The organism is Dactylosporangium siamense (assembly GCF_016862795.1).
Taxonomy (GTDB): domain Bacteria; phylum Actinomycetota; class Actinomycetes; order Mycobacteriales; family Micromonosporaceae; genus Dactylosporangium; species Dactylosporangium siamense.
In genome coordinates this window covers 3361-24794 of sequence record NZ_BONQ01000111.1, presented here as the reverse complement: position 1 = coordinate 24794, position 21434 = coordinate 3361, and the positions used below count along the sequence as shown (strand labels likewise).

General features: G+C 76.2%; 1 protein-coding gene (running past one end of the window). It reads right to left on the bottom strand.

All coding sequences use genetic code 11. The annotated features are described in order from the left end of the window. Positions 1 to 21434, bottom strand: the 5' portion of a protein-coding gene (locus tag Dsi01nite_RS35640; RefSeq protein WP_203850764.1) for a non-ribosomal peptide synthase/polyketide synthase. It extends 6367 nt beyond the left edge of the window; 21434 of the gene's 27801 nt are visible here — the first part of the coding sequence; it begins with the start codon at positions 21432 to 21434; the stop codon falls past the left edge of the window.

Below are 21434 nucleotides of genomic sequence, written 5' to 3'. Positions count from 1 at the left end.
CGCGCCGCCGGCGACCCCGACTCCGCCGCCGCGGCGAGCGCGGCCGCGAGGGTCCGGACGGTGCGGTGCTCGAAGATCGCCGCGACCGGCAGGTCGCGGGCGAACGCCTGGCGCACCCGGGAGAGCAGCCGGGTGGCCAGCAGCGAGTGGCCGCCCAGCTCGAAGAAGTCGTCGTCCAGGCCCACCCGTTCGATGTCGAGCACCTGGGCCCACAGGGCCGCGAGGAGCTCCTCGACCGGGGTGCGGGGCGCCGCGTACTGCGCCGCGGGGCCGGCGCGGCCCGGCTCGGGCAGCCCGGCGCGGTCGATCTTGCCGTTGGGGGTCAGCGGGAGCGTGTCGAGCTCCACGAACGCCGAGGGCAGCATGGAGTCGGGCAGCGACCCGGCCAGCCGGGCCCGCAGCCGGGCCGGGTCGGCGCCGCCGCCCGCCGCGGGCACGACGTAGGCGACGAGGCGCGGCTCGGCGCCGACGGCCATGACGACGGTCGCGGCGACCGACGGGTCGGCCAGCAGCGCCGCCTCGATCTCGGCCGGCTCGATCCGGTGCCCACGGATCTTGACCTGATGGTCCGTGCGGCCCAGGTACTCCAGCCGCCCGGCGCGCGAGCGGCGCACCCGGTCACCGGTGCGGTAGAGGCGGGCGCCGCCGCCGGCGACCGGGTCGGCGACGAAGCGCTCGGCCGTGAGCTCCGGGCGCCCGCGGTAGCCGCGGGCCACGCCCAGCCCGCCGATGTACAGCTCGCCGGGCACGCCCGGGGGCACGGCCCGCAGGTTGCGGTCGAGCACGTGCACGTGCGTGCCGGCGATCGGCGCGCCGAGGTGCACGCCCTCGCCCGGGGCGAGCCGCGCGCAGGTGGACCACACGGTGGTCTCGGTCGGGCCGTACATGTTCCACACCTCGGCGGCGCGCTCCAGCAGCGCCTCGGCCAGCGGCCCGGGCATGGCCTCGCCGCCGGCCAGCACCCGCAGCCCGGGTGCGCCGGCCCAGCCGTCGTCGGTGAGCATCTGCCAGGTCGACGGCGTGGCCTGCATGACGGTGGCGCCGCTGCGGTCGATCAGCTCGGCCAGCCGGGCCGGGTCGCGCGCCTCGTCCTCGCCGGCGATCTCGACGCGGGCGCCGGACAGCAGCGGCAGGAACAGTTCCAGGCCGGCGATGTCGAAGGCGAGCGTGGTGACGGCGAGCAGCACGTCGTCGCGGTGCACGCCCGGCCGGTCGCGCATGGCGAGCAGGAACGCGGCCAGGTTGGCGTGGGTGATCTCGACGCCCTTGGGCCGGCCCGTCGAGCCGGAGGTGTAGATGACGTACGCCAGGTCGCCGGGCGCCGTGCGCGCGGGCGGCGTGGTGTCGGGCGCCGACGCGATCGCCGGGTCGTCGAGCCAGACCGTCGGATGTCCGGCGGCCCAGTCGCCGACGACGCCGCGCTCGCCCAGGATCACCGTCGGCGCGCCGTCGGCGATGAGGTACCGCAGCCGCTCGGCCGGGAACTGCGCGTCCAGCGGCAGGTAGGCCGCGCCGGCCGCCCACACGGCCAACGGGGCGGCCACCAGGTCGGCGTTGCGGCCGGTGCACACGCCGACGACCGAGCCGGGCCGCACACCGGCGGCGCGCAGCACGTTCGCCAGCCGGTTGACCCGCCGCCGCAGCCGCGTGTAGGTCAGCCGCTCCCCACCGGCGGCGACCGCGATCCCGTCGCCGTCCGCGACGAGCGCCGCCACGCCGGTCCAGGCGTCCGGCGCCGCGAACGCGTCGTCGGGGCCGGGCGCGACCAGCTCCGACAGGTGCCGGCCCGGGTCCGCGGCAGCCGCCGCCAGCAGCTGGACCAGGTGCTCGGCGAGGCCCTCGACGGTCTCGCGGTCGAACAGGGCGGTGCTGTACTCGAAGCCGCCGCCCAGCCGCCCGTCGCCCCCGTCGAACAGGGTGAGGGTGAGGTCGTACTTCGCCGCCGCGAACACCGGGACCGCCGGCCCGTCGCTCGGCGGGGTGTTGAGGTAGGTGAACATCACCTGGAACAGCGGGGTGCGGGAGCGGTCGCGGGCCGCCGCCCCGAGCTCGTCGACCAGCCGCTCGAACGGCACGTCCTGGTTGGCGTAGGCGGACAGCGCGGCCTCGCGCACCCGACCGAGCAGCTCAGTGAACGTGGGGTCGCCGGCCAGGTCGGCCCGCAGCACCAGGTTGTTCACGAAGCAGCCGACGAGACCCTGCAGCTGCTCGTGGTCGCGCCCGGACACGGGGGTGCCGACCGCCACGTCGGTGGCGTCGGCGTAGCGGCCGAGCAGCGCGGCGAAACCGGCCAGCGCGGTCATGAACATCGTCGCGCCGGCCGACCGCGCGACCGTGCGCAGCCGGTCCGCGACCTCGCCGGGCACGGCGAAGTCGAGCACGGCGCCGGCCGAGGAGCGCACGGCCGCGCGGGGCCGATCCGTCGGCAGGTCGAGGTCGGGCACGCCGGCCAGGGTCCGGCGCCAGAAGGCGAGCTGCCCGTCGAGCGCCTCGGCGCCGAGGCGCTCGCGCTGCCATCGGGCGTAGTCGGCGTACTGCACGGGCAGCGCCGGCAGCGAAGGCTCCTCGCCGCGGCGGCAGGCGTCGTAGAGCGCCTCCAGGTCGCGGCGCAGGACCTCCATCGACGCGGCGTCGGCCACGGCGTGGTGCAGGCACAGCAGCAGGCGGTGCTCGTCGGGGCCGACCCGGACGAGAAGGCCGCGCACCAGCGGGCCGGCCGCGAGGTCGAAGGGCTCGGCCGCGGCGGCGGCCAGCCGCCCGTCGACGTCGCCGGGGTGCCCGGTCGCGTCGAGGACCTCCAGCGGGAACGGCGCCGGCGGGTCGATCTGCTGGTGCGCCTCGCCGTCGACGGCCACGAGGCGGGTGCGCAGGACCTCGTGCCGGCGGGTCAGCGCGGTCAGCGCCGCGCGAAGCGCCTCGACGTCGAGGGGCCCGTCGAAGCCGATGATCTCCGGCACGTTGTACTGCGCGGAGCCCGGCTCCAGCTGCTGCAGGAACCACAGCCGCTGCTGCGCGTAGGACGCCGGTAGCAGCCCGTCGCGCGGCGCCGCCACGATCGGCACGACCGCGCTGTGTTCCGCGCGCCGCACGGCGCCGGCGAGGCCGGCGACGGTCGGGTGCTCGAAGAGCGCGGCCATCGGCAGCTCCACGCCGAGCACCGAGCGGACCTGCGAGATCACGCGGATGGCGAGCAGCGAGTGGCCGCCGAGGTCGAAGAAGTTGTCGTCGGCGCCGACCCGATCGCGGCCGAGCACCTGCGACCAGACGGACGCCAGCAGCTCCTCGGCCGGCGTGGCGGGCCGCCGGTACCCACGCTCCGGCGCACCCGGTGCCGGCAACGCGGCCCGGTCGATCTTGCCGTTGGGGGTGCGCGGGAATGCGGCGAGCTCGACCACCTCGGCCGGGATGAGGTACTGCGGCAGCGACCGCCGCAGCCGCTCCCGCAGCTCGGCGGCGGACGGGGCCGGGGCGCCGGGTGCCGGCACGACGTAGGCCACGAGCCGGTCGGCGGCGGCCGTGACGACGGCGGCGGTGATGCCCGGATGGGCGGTGATCGCGGCCTCCACCTCGCCGGGCTCGATGCGGTAGCCGCGGACCTTGAGCTGGTGGTCGACCCGGCCGAGAAACTCCAGGCCGGCGTCGTCGTTCCAGCGGGCCCGGTCGCCGGTGCGGTAGAGCCGGGTGCCGTCGGCGGTGAACGGGTCGGCGACGAACCGCTCCGCGGTCAGGTCGGGGCGGTTGCCGTAGCCGCGGGCGACGCCGGCACCGCCGAGGTACAGCTCCCCCGGCACCCCGACCGGCACCGGCCGCAGCCGGCCGTCGAGCACGTGGGCCGCGGTGTTGGCGATCGGGCCGCCGAGGTCGACCGCGGCGGCGTCGAGGATGCGCCGGCAGGTGGACCAGATCGTCGTCTCGGTCGGGCCGTACATGTTCCACAGCGCGCCCACGCGGGGCAGCAGCGCCTCGGCGAGGGAACGCGGCAGCGCCTCGCCGCCGCACAGCGCGGTCAGGCCGGGCGCGCCGGCCCAGCCGTCGTCGACGAGCATCCGCCAGGTCGCCGGGGTGGCCTGCATGACCGTGGCGCCGCTGCGCCCGATCAGGTCAGCCAGCCGGGCCGGGGCCCGCACGGTGTCCTCGTCGGCGATGACGAGCCGGGCACCGGTCAGCAGCGGCAGGAACAGCTCGAGCCCGGCGATGTCGAACCCGAAGGTGGTGACGGCCAGCAGCGCGTCGCCGGGGCGCAGGCCCGGCGCGTGCCGCATGGACAGCAGGAAGTTCAGCAGGTTGCCGTGGCTGACCTGCACGGCCTTCGGGCGGCCGGTGGAGCCGGAGGTGTACATCACGTAGGCCGTCCGCGCGCCGTCGCTCGCGACAGCGGGGGCGGTGTCCGGCATGGACGCGAGGTCGGGGTCGTCGGGCCGGATCGTCGCGGCGTCCCCGCCGACGACGACGCTGACGCCGCTGTCGTCCAGCATGTACCGCAGCCGCTCGGCCGGGAACTGCGGATCGAGCGGCAGGTAGGCGGCGCCGGCCTTCCACACCGCGAGGGGCCCGACGGCCAGGTCGGCGTCGCGGGCGAGACACAGCCCGACGACGTCGCCGGGCCGCACGCCGGCGCGGACCAGCAGGTGGGCCAGCCGGTTGGCCCGCGCGTCGAGCTCGGCGTAGGTCAGCGAGACCGGACCGGCCTGCACCGCGACGCCGTCGTGGGCCGTGAACGCCTCGTGGACGGCGACGCCGGGCACCGCGGTCGCGGCCGGCCGGTGGTCGTCCGCGCCCGGCAGGTCGAACGCCGACAGCGGCCGGTCCGGGTCCCGCACGAGCTGCGCGAGCAGGCCGGTCAGGTGATCCAGCAGCCGCCGGACCGCGGCGCCGGTGAAGCGGGCCCGGTCGTAGGAGGCGCCGAGGATCAGCCGCGGCCCGGGCGCGGCGATGACGGTGAGCGGGTAGTTGATCTGCTCGCGGGCCACGCCGGACGAGAAGCCGGCCGGGGGCTCGCCGTCGGCATCGGCGGTGTCGTCGCCGCCGACCGCCGGGTAGTTCTCGAACAGCAGCAGGCTCTCGAACAGCGGCTGGCCGGCGGCCAGCGGCGCGCAGCGCTGGATCTCCGCCAGCGACGCGTGCTCGTAGCGCTGCCCGGCGGCCTGCTCGGCCTGCAGCCGGCCGAGCCACTGCGACGCCGGGGCCTCGGCGTCGACGGCGACCCGCAGCGGCACGGTGTTGATGAACAGGCCGACCATCGACTCGACGCCGGCGAGCTCCTCGCTGCGGCCGGCGACGGTCACGCCGAAGACGACGTCGTCCGTCGCGCTGTAGCGGGCCAGCAGCAGCGCCCAGGCGCCGCGCACGACGGTGTTGAGCGTCAGCCGGTGCCGCCGCGCGAGCTCGGCGAGCTCGCCGCTGAGGGCCTCGGGCAGGTCGACGCGCAACGTCTCGTGGCCCTGCGCGCCGGTCTCGCGGTCGACGCCCAGCGGGGTGGCGGCGGTGAAGCCGTCCAGCCGCTCGCGCCAGTAGCGCGCGGCTTCGCCCGGGTCCTGGCCGGCCAGCCAGGCGACGTGGTCGCGAAACGGCCGCACCGCCTCCAGGTGCGGCTCCCCGCCGGCCCGGTAGGCCTCGTAGGCGGCGATCAGGTCGTTGAGCACGGTCGGCGCGCTCCACCCGTCCAGCAGCAGGTGGTGGTAGCTCCACACGAGGTGGTGCCGGTCGTCGGCCGCGCGCAGCAGCGTGACCCGCATCAGCGACGGGCCGTCCAGCGGCAGGCCGCGGGCGCGGTCGGCGGCCAGCCACTCCTCGACGTCCGGCTCGGCGTGCTCGAGCACCGGCTCGGCCGTGGCCGGCACGAGCAGCAGCGGCACCGGTACCCCGGCGTGCACGACCCGCCCGCGCAGCACCGCGTGCCGGGCGAGCACCAGGCGCCAGGCGCGGCGCAGGGCGTCCTCGTCGAGCTCGCCGTCCAGCACCAGGCCGTTCTGCACGTGGAAGACCCCGGAGTCGGGCTCGAGCAGGCTGTGGAAGAGCATGCCCTGCTGCAGCGGCGTGAGGGGGTACAGGTCCTCCACCGGTTCGCCGGCCGCGGCGAGGACCCGGTCGAGGGTGGGCTGGTCGAGCCCGGCGAGGGGGAAGTCCGACGGGGTGGCCCCGCCGGCCCCGGCCGAGACGCAGTGGTCGATCAGGGCGGCGAGCACGTCGAGGTACCGGCCGGCGATGCGCTCGATCGTCCCGGCCCGGTGCACCTGCTCGCTATAGGTCCAGCTCACCTCGAGCCGGCCGCCGGTGATCAGGCCGTTGATCTCGATCGGGTGCGTGCGCCGGCCGCTATCGGCCCGTTCGGGGCCAAACGTGCCCGGCAGCTGTTCGAAGCGGGCGCCGCCCGCCGGTGCGGCCAGGTCGATGCGGCCGAGGTAGTTGAACGCCGCCTCGGCCGGGTCGCCGCCCGCGAGGTGGCCCAGCAGGCCGCGGCGCGGCACGGCGCGCAGCCGCTCCTTGGTCGCCTTGAGCAGTCCGGCGGGGTCGCCGGCGGAGCCGCCGAGGCGCACCGGGTAGAGGCTGGTGAACCAGCCGACGGTCCGGGACACGTCGATGCGCGGCCCGACGTCCTCGCGGCCGTGGCCCTCGAGGTCGACGAGGACCGGGTGGCCGGCCCACTCCTGCAGGGTGGCGCCGAGCGCGGCCAGCAGCATGTCGTTGATCTGGGTGCGGTACACCGCGGGCACCCGCTCGAGAAGGGCCTCCGTGCGCTCGGGGTCGAGCGCGCCGCGGATCGTGCGGGCGGAGTCCACGTCGCCCGGCCCGGCGGCGGCGTGGTCGCGCGGCAGCGGCCCGGCGCCGGCGGTGGCGGCCAGCCAGTAGTCGGCCTCGGGGCCGGCCGCCAGCTCCTGCAGCGCGGTCGCCCAGCGGTGGATCGAGGTCGTCTTCGCGGGCAGCGTCACCGGCTCGCCGCGCTCCCGCTGCCCGTAGGCGAGCTCGAGGTCCTCCAGCAGGACCCGCCACGACACGCCGTCGACCGCGGTGTGGTGCACGACCAGCAGGAGCACCTGGGCCCGGCGGCCGTCGCCGAGCGGGGCGGCGTCGAACAGCACGGCGCGCAGCAGCGGGCCGGTCTCCAGGCGCAGTCCGGTCTGGGCGGCGGTGGCGGTCTCCCGCATCCGGCGTTCGGCGTCGTCGTCGCTCAGGCCGGCGAGGTCGGCATGCTCGAGCGGTGCCCCGCCGTCCGGCGGGGCGATGCTCGCCGCGCCGCCGGCGAAGCGCAGCCGCAGTGCGTCGTGGTGGCCCAGCAGCGCGACGAGGGCCTCCCGCAGCGGGGCGGGGTCCACCGGCGCGTCGGCGACGAGCGCGACCGACTGGTTGTAGTGGTCGGGCTCGGGCAGCTGCCGGTCGAAGAACCAGCGCTGGATCGGGGTCAGCGGCAGCGGGCCGGTGACCGGCCCCTGTTCGGCGTCGATGTCGGCGACGGGGCGCCCGACGGCGGCCAGGGCGGCGACCGTCTGGTGCTCGAAGGTCTGGGCCGGGTTGAGGTGCAGGCCGCGGGCGCGGGCCCGGGTGACCATCTGGATGCTGAGGATGGAGTCGCCGCCGAGCTCGAAGAAGTTGTCGGTGGCGCCGACGCGGTCGCGGCGCAGCAACTCGGCCCAGACCTCGGCGAGGATGCGCTCCGCGGCCGTGCGCGGTGCGACGAACGCCGCGCCCTCGGTGGTGGCGCCGGGCGCCGGCAGGGCGGCCCGGTCGAGCTTGCCGCTCGGGTTCAGCGGCAGCGCGTTGAGCTCGACGAAGGCGGCCGGGATCAGGTAGTCGGGCAGCGTCGCGGCCAGGCGGGCACGCAGCTCGGCGGCCGGTGGGACGCCGTCCTCCGGCTCGGCGGGCACCAGGTAGGCGACCAGCCGGGCGCCGGTGCCGGCGTCGGCGCGGGCGATGACCGCGGCCGACGCGATGGCCGGGTGGGTGATCAGCGCCGCCTCGACCTCGCCGGGCTCGACCCGGTAGCCGCGGATCTTGACCTGCTGGTCGACCCGGCCGAGGAACTCCAGGTCCCCGTCGGGCCGCCGGCGGACCTGGTCGCCGGTCCGGTAGAGCCGGGAGCCGTCGTTGCCGAACGGGTCGGGCACGAACCGCTCGGCGGTCGCCTCGGGCCGGAACACGTAGCCGCGGGCGATGCCGGATCCGGCGACGTACAGCTCGCCCGGCACCCCGACGGGCACCGGCCGCAGCTGACGGTCCAGCACGTAGACGCGGCTGTTGGCGATGGGCGCGCCGATCGGCGGTCCGCCGGGGGCGTCGGGCTCGCAACGGGCCACGGTGGCACAGACCGTGGTCTCGGTCGGGCCGTAGGCGTTGAACAGCCGCCGCCCGCGACCCCACCGGGCCGCGACCTCGGGTGCCAGCCGCTCGCCGGCGGCGATCAGCGTCGCCACGCCGTCGAGCTGTCCCGGTTCGAGCGCGCGCAGCAGCGACGGCGGCACGGTGGCCGCGGTGACCCCGGCCGCCGCCGCCTCGGCGGCCAGCACGTCCGGCTCGGTGCGGGCCCGGGCGGTCGCGATCGTCAGCGCGCCGCCCAGGCCCAGCGCCATCGCCATCTCCCACACGGAGGCGTCGAAGCTCAGCGGCGCGAACTGCAGCACGACGTCGTCGGGGCCCACACCGAACGCGGCCCGCTGCGCTTCGACGAGATGCACCAGCCCGCGGTGCGGCACCACGACGCCCTTGGGCCGGCCGGTGGAGCCGGACGTGTAGATGAGGTACGCGGCCTGTTCCGGGCGGGCGGCGGCGGGGGTGAAGGCCCGGGCCGGGGGGGCGTCGAGCTGGGCCAGCCGGATGAGCCGGGTCCGGCCCGCGGGCAGCAGGTCGGCCGTCTCGTCGTCGCAGACCAGCACCGAGGCGCGGCTGTCGGCGAGCATGAACGCGAGCCGTTCGGCCGGGTAGGCGGGGTCCAGCGGCAGGTAGGCGCCGCCCGCCTTCCACACCGCCAGAATGGCGGCGACGACCCCGATGCCCCGCGGCAGGCACAGCGCCACGACGGTCTCGGGACCGACCCCGGCGTCGCGCAGTGCCGCCGCGTACCGCTGGGCCCGGGCGTCGAGGTCCGCGTAGTCGAGCCGCTCGCCGTCGAACGTCACGGCGGTGGCGCCCGGCCGTCGCGCGGCGTGCCCGGCGACCAGCTCGTGCAGGCCGGCCGAGGGCGGCACCGGGCGGGCGGTGTCATTCCAGCCGGCGACGGCGAGCCGCAGCTCCGACGGGTCGAGCAGCGGCAGGTCACTCACCCGGCACCGCGGATCGGCGGCGGCCGCCGCGAGCACGACCAGCAGGTGCCCGACCATCCGCTCGGCCGTCGAGCGGTCGAACAGGTCGGTGCTGTATTCCAGGTGCCCGTCGATGCCCTGCGGCCCGTCGCTGAGCGACAGCGTGAGGTCGAAGCGGGCGACGGCGGAGCCGAACGGCACGGACTGGATGTCGAGCCCGCCGAGGGCGAGCGGGGTGTCGCCGACCCGGTCGACGCCGAACATCACCTGGAACAGCGGGTGCCGCGACCGGTCCCGCTCCGGCTGGAGCTGGTCGACCAGCTGCTCGAACGGCACGTCCTGGTGCGCGTAGCCGGCGAGGGCGCCGTCGCGCACCCGGCGGATGAGCTCGGCGACGGTCGGCTCGCCGGACAGGTCGAGCCGCAGCACGAGCGTGTTGACGAAGAAGCCCATCAGCGGCTCGAGCTCCGACCGGGTGCGGTTGGCGATGGGCGTGCCGACGAGCAGGTCGTCCTGGTCGGCGTACCGGCCGAGCACCACGCCGAAGGCGGCCAGCAGCGTCATGAACATGGTGGCGCCGGTATCGCGGCTCAGCGCGCGCAGCCCGGTGACCACCTCGTCGCCGAGCTCGAACGGCACGAGGCCGCCGGCGGACGAGCGGACCGCGGGCCGGGGCCGATCGGTCGGCAGGTTCAGGGTGGGCACGCCGGCGAGGCGGTTCCGCCAGTAGGCGAGCTGGCCGTCCAGCACCTCGCCGCGCAGCCACTCCCGCTGCCAGACGGCGAAGTCGGCGTACTGCACGGCCAGCGGCGGCAGCGGGGACTCCGCGCCGCGGCGGAACGCGTCGTACAGGACCTCCAGCTCGCGGCGCAGCACGCCGACCGACCACTCGTCGGACACCACGTGGTGCATGCACAGGCTCAGCACGTGCTCGTCGGGGCCCAGCCGGTAGAGCAGGGCCCGCCACAGCGGCCCGGCCGCCAGGTCGAAGGGCAGGTCGAGGTCCTCGGCCACCAGCCGCGTCGCGGTCGCCGCCGGATCGTCCGCGCCGCTGAGGTCGCGCACGGTCAGCCCGGCCCCGGCCGGCGCGACCACGATCTGGTGTGCCACGCCGTCCGCGTCGGCCGCCAGGCGGGTGCGCAGCACCTCATGGCGCTCGACGATCGCGTCCAGCGCCCGGCCGAGCGCGCCGGCGTCGAGCTCGCCGGTCAGCCGCAAGGCCATCGGCACGTTGTACTCGGCGGATCCCGGCTCGAGCTGGTCGAGGAACCACAGCCGCTGCTGGGCGTACGACAGCGGGATCGGCCGGCCCCGGTCGGCCGGGACGATCGGCGGCGCCTGGTCCTGCGGTGCCATGCTGTCGACCACCGGCGCCAGTTGCCGCACGGTCGGGTGGTCGAACACGGCGGACAGTGCCAGCTCGACCCCGAGCCGGGCACGCATCTGCGACGCGACCCGGGTGACGAGCAGCGAGTGGCCGCCGAGCTCGAAGAAGTCGTCGGTGACGCCGACCCGCTCCCGGCCCAGCACCGCGGCCCAGATCTCGGCCAGGACCAGCTCGGTGGCGCCCTCGGGGGCGGCGAATCCGGCCTCGGCGGTGGTGTCGGCGCCGGGCTCGGGCAGGGCCGGCCGGTCGACCTTGCCGTTGGCGTTGAGCGGCAGCGCGGCCAGCTCGACGAAGGCGCCCGGGACGAGGTAGTCGGGCAGGCTCTCGCGCAGGTGGGCCCGCAGGGCGGCGGTGGCCGGCAGCCCCTGGCCGAGGTCGGCCGGCACCAGATAGGCGACCAGCCGGCGCTCGCCGCCGTCGGCCCGCACGTCGACCACGGCCGCCTTGACGGCGGGGTGGCGCAGCAGGACGTGCTCGATCTCGGCCGGCTCGATGCGGTGGCCGCGGATCTTCACCTGCCGGTCGACCCGGCCGATGAACTCGATCGCCCCGTCCCGCCGGCGCACGAGGTCGCCGGTCCGGTAGAGGCGGCCGCCGTCGGGGCCGTGCGGGTCGGCGACGAACCGCTCCGCCGTGAGGTCGGGGCGGCGGTGGTAGCCGCGGGCGACGCCGACGCCACCGAGGTGCAGCTCGCCGGGCACCCCGTCCGGCACCGGCCGCAACGACCGGTCCAGGACGTAGGCCTCCATGTTGGCCAGCGGCCGCCCGATCGGCACGGTGGCACCCGCGACGCGGGTCACCGGGTGCCAGGTGGCGAACGTGGTCGTCTCGGTGGGCCCGTACACGTGCAGCAGCCGGCCGGGCCGGCCCAGGGTCAGGACGCGGCGCACGCTGAGCGGGTCGACGGCCTCGCCGCCGAACAGCAGCGTGCGCACGCCGCGCAGGCCGTAGGGCGCGTCGGCCGCGAGGCGGTTGAACAGGGCCGTGGTCAGGAACAGCACGGTCACGCCCTGCCGCTGCAGGTCGTCGCCGAGCCGCTCGGGCGCCAGCAGCACCTCGCGGTCGATGCCGGCCAGGCAGGCGCCGTTGGCCAGCGCCCCCCAGACCTCGAACGTCGCCGCGTCGAACGCGGTGGTCGAGGCCTGCGCCACGACGTCGGCGGCGCCGATGGAGACGTAGTCGCCGGGGGTGACCAGGCTGAGGATGTCGCGATGGCAGACGGCGGTGCCCTTCGGCCGGCCGGTGGAGCCCGAGGTGTAGATGATGTAGGCGAGCTGACCCGGGTCGGTCCGGGCGTCGAGCGGTTCGCTGCCGGCGGCCTCGATCGCCGCGGCCGTCCACGGGTCGTCGAGCCGGACGACCCGCTCGGCGAGTCGCGCGGGGGTGCGCGCGTCGCCGAGGACGAGCGTCGCGCCGCTGTCGGAGCACATGTACTCGAGCCGGTCGGCGGGGTACGCCGGGTCCAGCGGGAGGTATGCCCCGCCCGCCTTCAGCACGGCGAGCAGCCCGACGATCAGCTCCACGCCGCGGTCCAGGCAGAGGCCGACCACCGTCTCGGCGGTGACGCCCTCGCCGAGCAGCCAGCGCGCCAGGCCGTCGGCCCGGCGGTCGAGCTCGGCGTAGGTGAGGTGCCGATCGCCGTAGCGCACCGCGACCGCGTCGGGGCGCTGCCGCGCCTGCTCGGCCACGAGCTCGTGCACCCCACCGACCGGCGGCAGGGGCAGCGCTGCCTCGTTGCGGCTGATCCCGGCGAGGCCGGCCATCAGGTCGCCGACCGGGCGGCCCGGGTCGGCCCCGATCGCGCCCAGCAGGCCGATGAGCTGTCCGGCCAGCCGGTCGATGGTGTCCGGGGCGAAGCGGGCCCGGTCGTACACCAGGTTGATGCTCAGCTCGGCGCCCGGGCCGGCGACCACGGTCAGCGGATAGCTGGGCTGTTCGTGCGAGAGGTTCTCCTCCATCCGCAGGCCGCCGGCCCGCGAGGCGTCCTTGCCGCTGTCCAGCTCCTCGGCCGGGAAGTTCTCGAAGAGCAGCAGGTAGTCGAAGAGCGCGCGGCCGGCGGGCAGCTCGCTGCAGGACTGGACCTGCACCAGCGGCACGTGCTCGAAGCGGCGGGCCTCGACCTGCTCGCGCTGCAGCCGGCGCAGCCAGGTGGACACCGACGCGTCCCGGTCCAGCCGGACGCGGGCGGGGGTCGTGTTGAGCAGCAGGCCGACGATCGACTCGACGCCGGGCAGCTGGCCGTTGCGGCCCGAGGTCGTCACGCCGAACACCACGTCGTCCGTGCCGGCGTACACCGACAGCAGCATCGACCAGGCGCCCTGGACGACGGTGTTGAGCGTGAGCCGGTGGCGCCGGGCGAGCTCGGTGAGCGCCCGGGTGGCCGCGCCGGTGAGCCGGTTGCGGTAGCGCTGCACGCCCTGTGTCCCGGCCGCGGTGTCGAGCTCGACCCGCAGCGACGTGGCCTCGTCGAACCCGCGCAGCCGGTCCCGCCAGAACGTCTCGGCGGCCCGCTCGTCCTGGGCGGCCACCCACGCGACGTGGTCGCGGAACGGGGGCCGCGACGGGGCCTGCGCCGGGCGGCCGGCCCGCAGCGCGTGGTAGGTGTCGAGCAGCCCGGTGAGCACGATCGGGACGCTCCAGCCGTCCAGGAGCAGGTGGTGGTAGCTCCACACCATCTGGTGGCGCCCCTCGGCGAGCCGGAACACGCGGACCCGCCACAGCGCCGCGCCGTCGGCGTCGGCGCCGCTGGCCCGGTCCCCGGCCATCCACTCGTCGAGTGCCGCCTCGGCCTCGGCCCCGCTCAGCGCCGACCAGTCGGCGACCTCGAGGTCCACGACCGCTTCGCGGGCCACCACGAAGTGCGGGACCGGCACGTCGCCGGCGAGCAGCGAGCCGCGGAGCACGGCGTGCTGGGCGGCGACGGCGACCCAGGCCCGCCGCAGCGCGGCCAGGTCGACGTCGCCGTCGCCGTCGAGCAGCATCCCGTTCTGCACCCAGTAGACCCCGGAGCCCGGGGCGAGCCGGGAGTGGAACAGCATGCCCTGCTGCATCGGGGTGAGCGGGAAGACGTCCTCCACCGCGGCGGGCGGCAGGGTGTCCAGCGCGGCCTGGTCGAGCTCGGCCAGCGGGAAGTCCGACGGGCTGTAGCCGCCGGCGCCGGGGGCGCAGCAGTGCTCGACGAGGCCGGTGAGGGCCTCCACGTAGGCGTGGGCCAGGCGGGCGATCGTGGCCTCGTCGTGCACGGCGGTCGAGTACGACCAGCCGATGGTGAGCGCGCCGTCGACGACCTCGCACTCGATCTCGACGAGGTGGGTGCGCTCGCCCTCGGCGGCGCGGGCGTCGCCGAGCGAGCCGTCCAGCCGCTGGAAGCGGGGGGCGGCGCCACGGTCGGTGCCGGCGGTGCCGCCGCCGGCCTGGCCGAGGTAGTTGAAGCTGACCTCGGCGCCGGCCGGACGGGCGGGGGCGGGCGCGAGGAAGCGGCGCAGCCCGTAGCCGATGCCGCGGCGGGGCACGGCCCGCAGCCGCTCCTTGGTGCCCAGCAGGGCCCGGCCGGGTTCGCCGCCGGCCGGCTCGAGCCGGAACGGGTGGAAGCTGGTGAACCAGCCGACCGTGCGGGACACGTCGATGTCGGCGCCGGTGTCCTCACGGCCGTGGCCCTCGAGGTCCACCAGGACGGGCGCGTCGCCGGCCCAGGCGGTGAGGACCGCGCCGAGGGCGGTCAGCAGTGCGTCGTTGACCTGGGTGCGGTAGGCGGCCGGCACCCGGTGCAGCAGCCGGTCGGTCCGCTCGGCGTCCAGCGCCACGCGCACCTCGGCCGTGGTGTGCACGGCGTTGGCGCCGTCGCGGTCGCGGGGCAGGCGGGCGGCGCCGGCGACCTGCTCGTGCCAGTACCCGTCCTCGGCGGCCACCTCGGCCGAGCCGGCGAGCTCGGTCAGCCGCCGCGCCCACCGGGTGAACGAGGTCGTCTTCGCCGGTAGCCGGATCGCGCCGCCGGCCCCCCGCGTGGCCGCCTCGGCCTGGTCGTAGGCGGCGGCCAGGTCGTCGAGCAGGATCGACCAGGACACCACGTCGACGACGAGGTGGTGGGCGGCGACCAGCAGCAGCGCGGCCCGCGCCGGGCCCCGGTCGAAGAGGGCGAACCGGATGAGCGGGCCGTGCTGCAGGTCCAGGCCGGCCTGGACCTCGGTGGCGGCGGCCTCGAGCTGCGCGTCGGTGAGCTCGGCGGCCTCGACCAGCCGCAGCGGCTCGCCCGCCTCGGCGGGCACGGTGTGGGCCAGCCAGCCGGCGTCGACCCGCAGGAACCGCGAGCGCAGCGCGTCGTGGTGGGCGAGGACCGCGCGCACGGCGCGGCGCAGCGCGTCGGCGTCGACGGGGCCGGCGGCCTCGAGCAGGACCGACTGGTTGTAGTGCGCGGGTCGCGGCAGGTCGCGTTCGAAGAACCAGCGCTGGATCGGGGTCAGCGGGTACTCGCCGGCGACCGTGCCCTGCTCGGCGTCGACGGGCGCGCTGTGCTGCGCCACCCGGGCGAGCGCGGCGACGCTCTGGTGCTCGAACATGTGCGCGGCCGTCACGTGGACGCCGAGCGCCCGGGCCCGGGACACGACCTGGATGCTGGCGATGGAGTCGCCGCCCAGCTCGAAGAAGTTGTCGCCGGCGCCGACCCGCTCCACCCCGAGGACGTCGGCCCACACCTCGGCGAGGATCCGTTCGGTCGGTGTCTCGGGCGAGACGTAGGCGCCGCCGGCCCGGGACCGGGACGCCTCCGGGGCCGGGAGCGCGTCGTGGTCGATCTTGCCGTTCGGGGTGAGCGGGAGCTGGGCCAGCTCGATGAAGTGGCTCGGCACCATGTGCGCCGGCAGCGTGGCGGCGAGCGCGGCGTGCAGCTCGGCGGCCTCCGGGACGCCCCGCTCAGGGTCGTGGGCGACCAGGTAGGCGGCGAGCACGGCGCGGTCGCGGTAGGTCTTGGCGGTCACCACCGCCGCGGCGATCTCCGGCCGGGCGGTCAGCAGTGACTCGATCTCGCCCGGCTCGATCCGGTTTCCGTGGACCTTGATCTGCCGGTCGACGCGGCCCAGGAACAGCAGGTCCCCGTCGCTGCGGCGGCGCACCAGGTCTCCGGTGCGGTAGAGCCGCCCGCCGTCGGCGGCGAGCGGGTCGGGCACGAACCGCTCGGCGGTGAGGTCCGGGCGGCCCAGGTATCCGCGGGCCACACCGACGCCGGCGATGAAGAGCTCGCCGGCGACGCCGACGGGCACGGGGCGCAGCGCCGCGTCGAGGACGTGGACCCGGGCGTTGGCGATGGGCCCGCCGATCGGCAGGGCGCCCGCGGTCGGCGGGTCGATGGCGAGCGTGGCGCAGACGGTCGCCTCCGTCGGCCCGTAGGCGTTGATGAAGCGGCGCCCGGCGGACCAGGCGGCGGCGACCGGGGGCGGGCACGGCTCCCCGCCGGTGAGCACGGTCCGCAGCGCGGGCACGGCCGCCGGGTCGAGCTCCCGCAGCAGGACCGGCGGGATCTGGGCGATCGCGACGCGGTGCGTGGCGATCAGCTCCTGCAGCGCCGGGATGGACCGGCGGGCCTCGCTGTCGGCGATGCGCAGCTCGGCACCGGCCGCGAGCGGCGAGAACATGTCGCTGACGGACACGTCGAAGCTGAACGACACCAGCTGCAGCGCGACGTCGCCGGGGGCGATGGCCAGGTCCCGGGCCTGTGCGGCGACGAGGTTGGCGGCGCTGCGGTGCGACACCATGACGCCCTTGGGGCGCCCGGTGGAGCCGGAGGTGTAGATGACGTACGCGAGCTGGTCCGGCGCGAGCCGGGCGGGCCCGGTGTCCGGGGCGGTCGCCGGGTCGGGCCGGTCGATGCGGACCCGGCGCGCGGTGCCCTCGACGCCCTCGATGCGGTGGTCGCCGACGAGCACGCTCGCGCCGCTGTCGGCCAGCATGAAGGCGACCCGGTCGAGCGGGTGGTCCGGGTCCAGCGGCAGGTAGGCGCCGCCGGCGCGCCACACCGCGAGGACGGACGCCACCATGTCGGGGCCGCGGTCGAGATACAGGCCGACCACGGTCTCGGGGCCCACCCCCGCCGCGCGCAGCCGGGCGGCGAGGTCGGCGGCGCGCTCGTCGAGCCGGCGATAGGTGAGCGTCTCGCCGCCGAAGGAGACCGCGGGCGCGTCGGGGTTCGCCGCCGCGGCCCGGGCGACGAGGTCGAGCACGCTCGCCGCCGGCTCCGGCGCGGCGGTGGCGTTCCACTGCTCGAGCGAGCGCAGCTCGGCGGCGGGCACCATGGCGAGGGCGGACAGGCGCCGGCCGGGGCCGGCCGCGGCCGCGGTGAGCAGCTCGGTCAGGTGCTCCGCGAGCCGCTGCACGGTCGCGGTCTCGAACAGGTCGGCGTTGAAGTTCAGCAGGACGCTCAGGCGCGCGTCGCCCTCGGTGAAGACGACGGTGAGGTCGAACGTGGGCGGCCGGGCGGGCAGGTCGACGCCACCGGACGCGACGTCGGACGCCTCGGCGGCGCCGGTCTGCCGGGCGTGCGTCGCGAGGACCTGAAACAGCGGGTGGCGGCCGAGCTCGCGCTGCGGCTGCAGCTGCTCCACCAACCGTTCGAAGGGCACGTCCTGGTGGTCGAAGGCACCGAGCACGCTCTGCCGCACGCGGCCGACGAGCTCGCCGAACGTCGGGTCGCCGGACAGGTCGGCCCGCAGCGTCAGGGTGTTGACGAAGAAGCCGATGAGGTCTTCGATCTCGGCGTGGTGGCGGCCGGCCGCCGGGGTGCCGATCACGACGTCGTCCTGGGCCGCCCAGCGGCCGAGGACCGCGGAGAGCCCGGCCGCGAGCACCATGAACAGCGAGGCGCCGCCGGTCCGTGCGGCGGCGCGCAGGCCGGTGAGCACGTCGGCGTCGAGCTCGAACTCGACGCCGCGGCCGGCCGGCGAGCCGGTCAGCCGGCGCGGGTGGTCCAGCGGCAGTTCGAGGGTGGCGGCGTTGTGCAGCCGCGCGCGCCAGTAGCCGAGCTGGTCCGCAAGCGTCGCGCCGTCGAGTCGTTCGCGCTGCCAGACCGCGAAGTCGGCGTACTGCACCGGCAGCGGGTCGAGCGCGACGGGCGCGTCGTCGCGCAGGGCGGTGTACACCCGGATCAGCTCACGCTCGAGGATGTCCGACGACTGGTCGTCGAAGACGGCGTGGTGCAGCACCAGGAGCAGCACGTGCTCGTCGGCCGCGATGCGGATGAGCCGGCCGCGGATCGCCGGCCCGGCGGCCAGGTCGAACGACGCGGCGGCGTCGACCGCGGCGAGCTCGGACGCGGCGGCCCGGGGGTCGGCCTGGTTGGAGACGTCGGTGGTGCGCAGCTCGAACGGGGCCGGCTCGGACACGACCTGGCGGGGCACCCCGTCGACGGTGACGAGCCGCGTGCGCAGCACCTCGTGGCGGGCGATGACGGCGTCGAGCGCCCCCTGCAGCGCGCCGGGCTCGAACCGGCCGCCCAGACGCAGCGCGAACGGCACGTTGTACTCCGGCGAGCCCTTCTGCAGCTGGTCGAGGAACCACAGCCGCTGCTGGTTGAACGACAGCGGCAGCGGCCGGTCCCGGTCGGCGGCGACGATCGGCGGCGCGGCCCCGCCGGGCGCCAGGGCGTCGATCACGCTCGAGAGCGCCGCGACGGTGGGCTGGTCGAACAGCGCCGCGAGGGGCAGCTCGCGCTGGAAGGCCGTGCGGATGCGCGAGATCGCCTGCACGCCGGCGAGCGAGTGGCCGCCGAGGTCGAAGAAGTCGTCCCGGACGCCGACCCGGTCCAGGCCGAGCACCTCGGCCCAGATGCCGGCGACGACCTCCTCGGTCGGCGTGCGGGGGGCGACGAACGCCTCGGCCTGCCCGGCGCGCACGCCGTCGGGGACGGGCAGCGCGGAGCGGTCGAGCTTGCCGTTCGGGGTCCGGGGCAGCACGTCGAGCTCGACGAACAGCGACGGGATCATGTAGTCGGGCAGGGTCTCGCCGAGCCGGGCCCGCAGCCGGGCCGCGGCCGGGATGCCCTGCCGCGGGTCGGCCGGCGTCAGGTACGCCACGAGCCGGTCGGTGAGGACCACGACCACGGCGGCGGAGACCAGCGGGTCGCCGACGAGGGCAGCCTCGATCTCGCCGGGCTCGACCCGGAACCCGCGGACCTTGACCTGGTGGTCGGTGCGGCCGAGGTACTGCAGGCGGCCGTCGGTGCCGCGGCGCACCAGGTCGCCGGTCCGGTAGAGGCGGGCGCCGTCGGTGCGGAACGGGTCGGCGACGAACCGCTCGGCGGTGAGGTCGGGCCGGTCGTGGTAGCCCCGGGCGACGCCGGTGCCGCCGAGGAACAGCTCACCGGGCACGCCGGCCGGGACCGGCTCCAGGGACCGGTCCAGGACCAGCGCGCGGGTGTTGGCGACCGGCCGGCCGAGGGTCAGGTCGGCGCCGGCGGTGACCCGCTCACACGACGACCACACCGTGGTCTCGGTCGGCCCGTACATGTTCCACAGCTCGCCCGTGCGGGCGAGGATCGCGTCGGCCAGGTCGGCCGGCAGCGCCTCTCCCCCGCTCAGCGCGCGCAGCCCGGACGCGCCGGCCCAGCCGTCGTCGACCAGCATCCGCCAGGTGGCCGGCGTGGCCTGCATGACGGTCGCCCGGACCCGGCCGAGCTCGGCGGCCAGGGCCTGGGGCGAGCGGGCCGTGGCCCGGTCGGCGATCGCGGTCCGCCCGCCCGTCACCAGCGGCAGGAACAGCTCGAGCCAGGCGATGTCGAAGCCGGCGGTGGTGACGGCGAGCAGCGTGTCGTGCTCGCCGAGGCCGGGTTCGCCGGCCATGGAGACGAGGAAGTTGGTGAGGTTCTCGTGGGAGACCACGACGCCCTTGGGGCGCCCGGTGGAGCCGGACGTGTAGATCAGGTACGCGGCGCGGGCCGGGTCGACGAGCGGCTGCGGCGGGGCCGGCTCGCGCCGGGCGAGCTGCCGGGCGGTCTCCGGGTCGTCGAGCCAGAGGCCGCGCACGATCGAGCCGGCCAGCGCCTCGGTCGCGCCGCGGTGGCCGACGACGAGCGTGGCCGCGCTGTCGGCGAGCAGATACTCCAGCCGCTCGGCCGGGAAGTCGGGGTCCAGCGGCACGAACGCGCCGCCGGCCCGCCACACCGCCAGCAGCGCCACGACGAGGTCGAGGCCGCGCTCGAGGCAGATCCCGACCACCGACTCGGGGCCGATGCCGAGGTCCAGCAGGTGCCCGGCCAGCCGACCGGCCCGCTCCTCGAGCTCGGCGTACGTGAGCGAGTGCGGGCCGGACGTCACGGCGACGGCGCCGGGGTTCGCCCGTGCCCGGGCGGCGATGCGCTCGTGGACGCCGAGGGGGTCGGCGAGCGCGACCGCGGTGTCGTTCCAGCCGTCGAGCGCCATCGCGCGCTCGCCGGCGGTGAGGACCGGCAGCCGGGACAGCCGCTGCCCGGGGTCCGCGGCGACCGCGTCGAGCAGCGTCACCAGATGCCCGGCCAGCCGCTGCACGGTGGGACGGTCGAACAGGTCGGTGCTGTACTCGAACCCGCCGAAGATGCCCTGTCCCTCGACGTCCATGAGACCGAGGGTGAGGTCGAACTTGGCGGTGCGCCGCTCCACCTCGAAGCCGGTGACGCTGAGGTCGCCCGGTTCGAACTCGGCGCCGTCGCCCGCGGCGTAGTCGAACAGCACCTGGAACAGCGGGGTGCGCGAGCGGTCCCGCTCGGGCACGAGGGCCTCGACGATCCGCTCGAACGGGACGTTCTGGTGCTCGTACGCGGCCAGCGCGGTCTGCCGCACCCGGCCCAGCAGGTCGGTGAACGCCGGGTCGCCGGACAGGTCGGTCCGCAGCACGAGGGTGTTGAGGAACAGTCCGATGAGATGCTCGGCCTCGGCGTCGCCCCGGTTGGCGATCGGCGTGCCAATCACCACGTCGTCCTGCCCGGTGTGCCGGCTCAGCAGTGCGCTGAATGCCGCGAGCAGGGTCATGAACATCGACGCGCCGGTGTCCCGGGACAGCTGGCGCAGCCGGGCGGCGGTCGGCTCGGAGATCTCGACGTCGTAGCGGGCGCCGGACGTGCTGCGCACCGGCGGGCGGGGGCGGTCGGCCGGCAGCTCCAGCACCGGGAGGCCGGCCAGGTGCCGGGTCCAGTAGTCGAGCTCGGCGGCGCCCTTCGGGCCGTCGAGCCAGCCGCGCTGCCAGAAGGTGAAGTCGGCGTACTGGGTGCTCAGCGGGGCCAGCGGCGACGGGCCGCCGGACCTGAATGCCTCGTAGAGGACCGTCAGCTCGCGGTGGAGGATCTCGGCCGACCATTCGTCGGACACGACGTGGTGCATGCAGAGCGCGAACACGTGGTCGTCGTCGGCGAGCCGGATGAGCGTGCCCCGGATGAGGGGCCCGGCCGCCAGGTCGAACGGCACCGCGACGAGCTCCTCGACGATGCGGTGGGCCCGGTCCATCGGGTCGGGCGCGTCGGAGGCGTCCGCGTGGGCGAGGTCGAAGGGGCCGGGCGGGTCGATGATCTGGCGCGCCACCCCGTCCTCGGCGACCAGCCGGGTCCGCAGCACCTCGTGACGCTCGACGATCGCCTCGAGCGCGGCCCTGAGCGCGGCACCGTGCATCGGGCCGGTCAGGCGCATCGCCATCAGCACGTTGTAGTCGGTGGAGCCGGGCTCCAGCTGGTCGAGGAACCACAGCCGATGCTGCGCGAACGACAGCGGAACCGGTCCGGCCGGACGGGCGGTCCTGGTGGGCGCCGACAGCTCGCCGCGCAGCCGGCGCTTGAGCAGTTCCTGCTTCGACTCGGAGAGCAT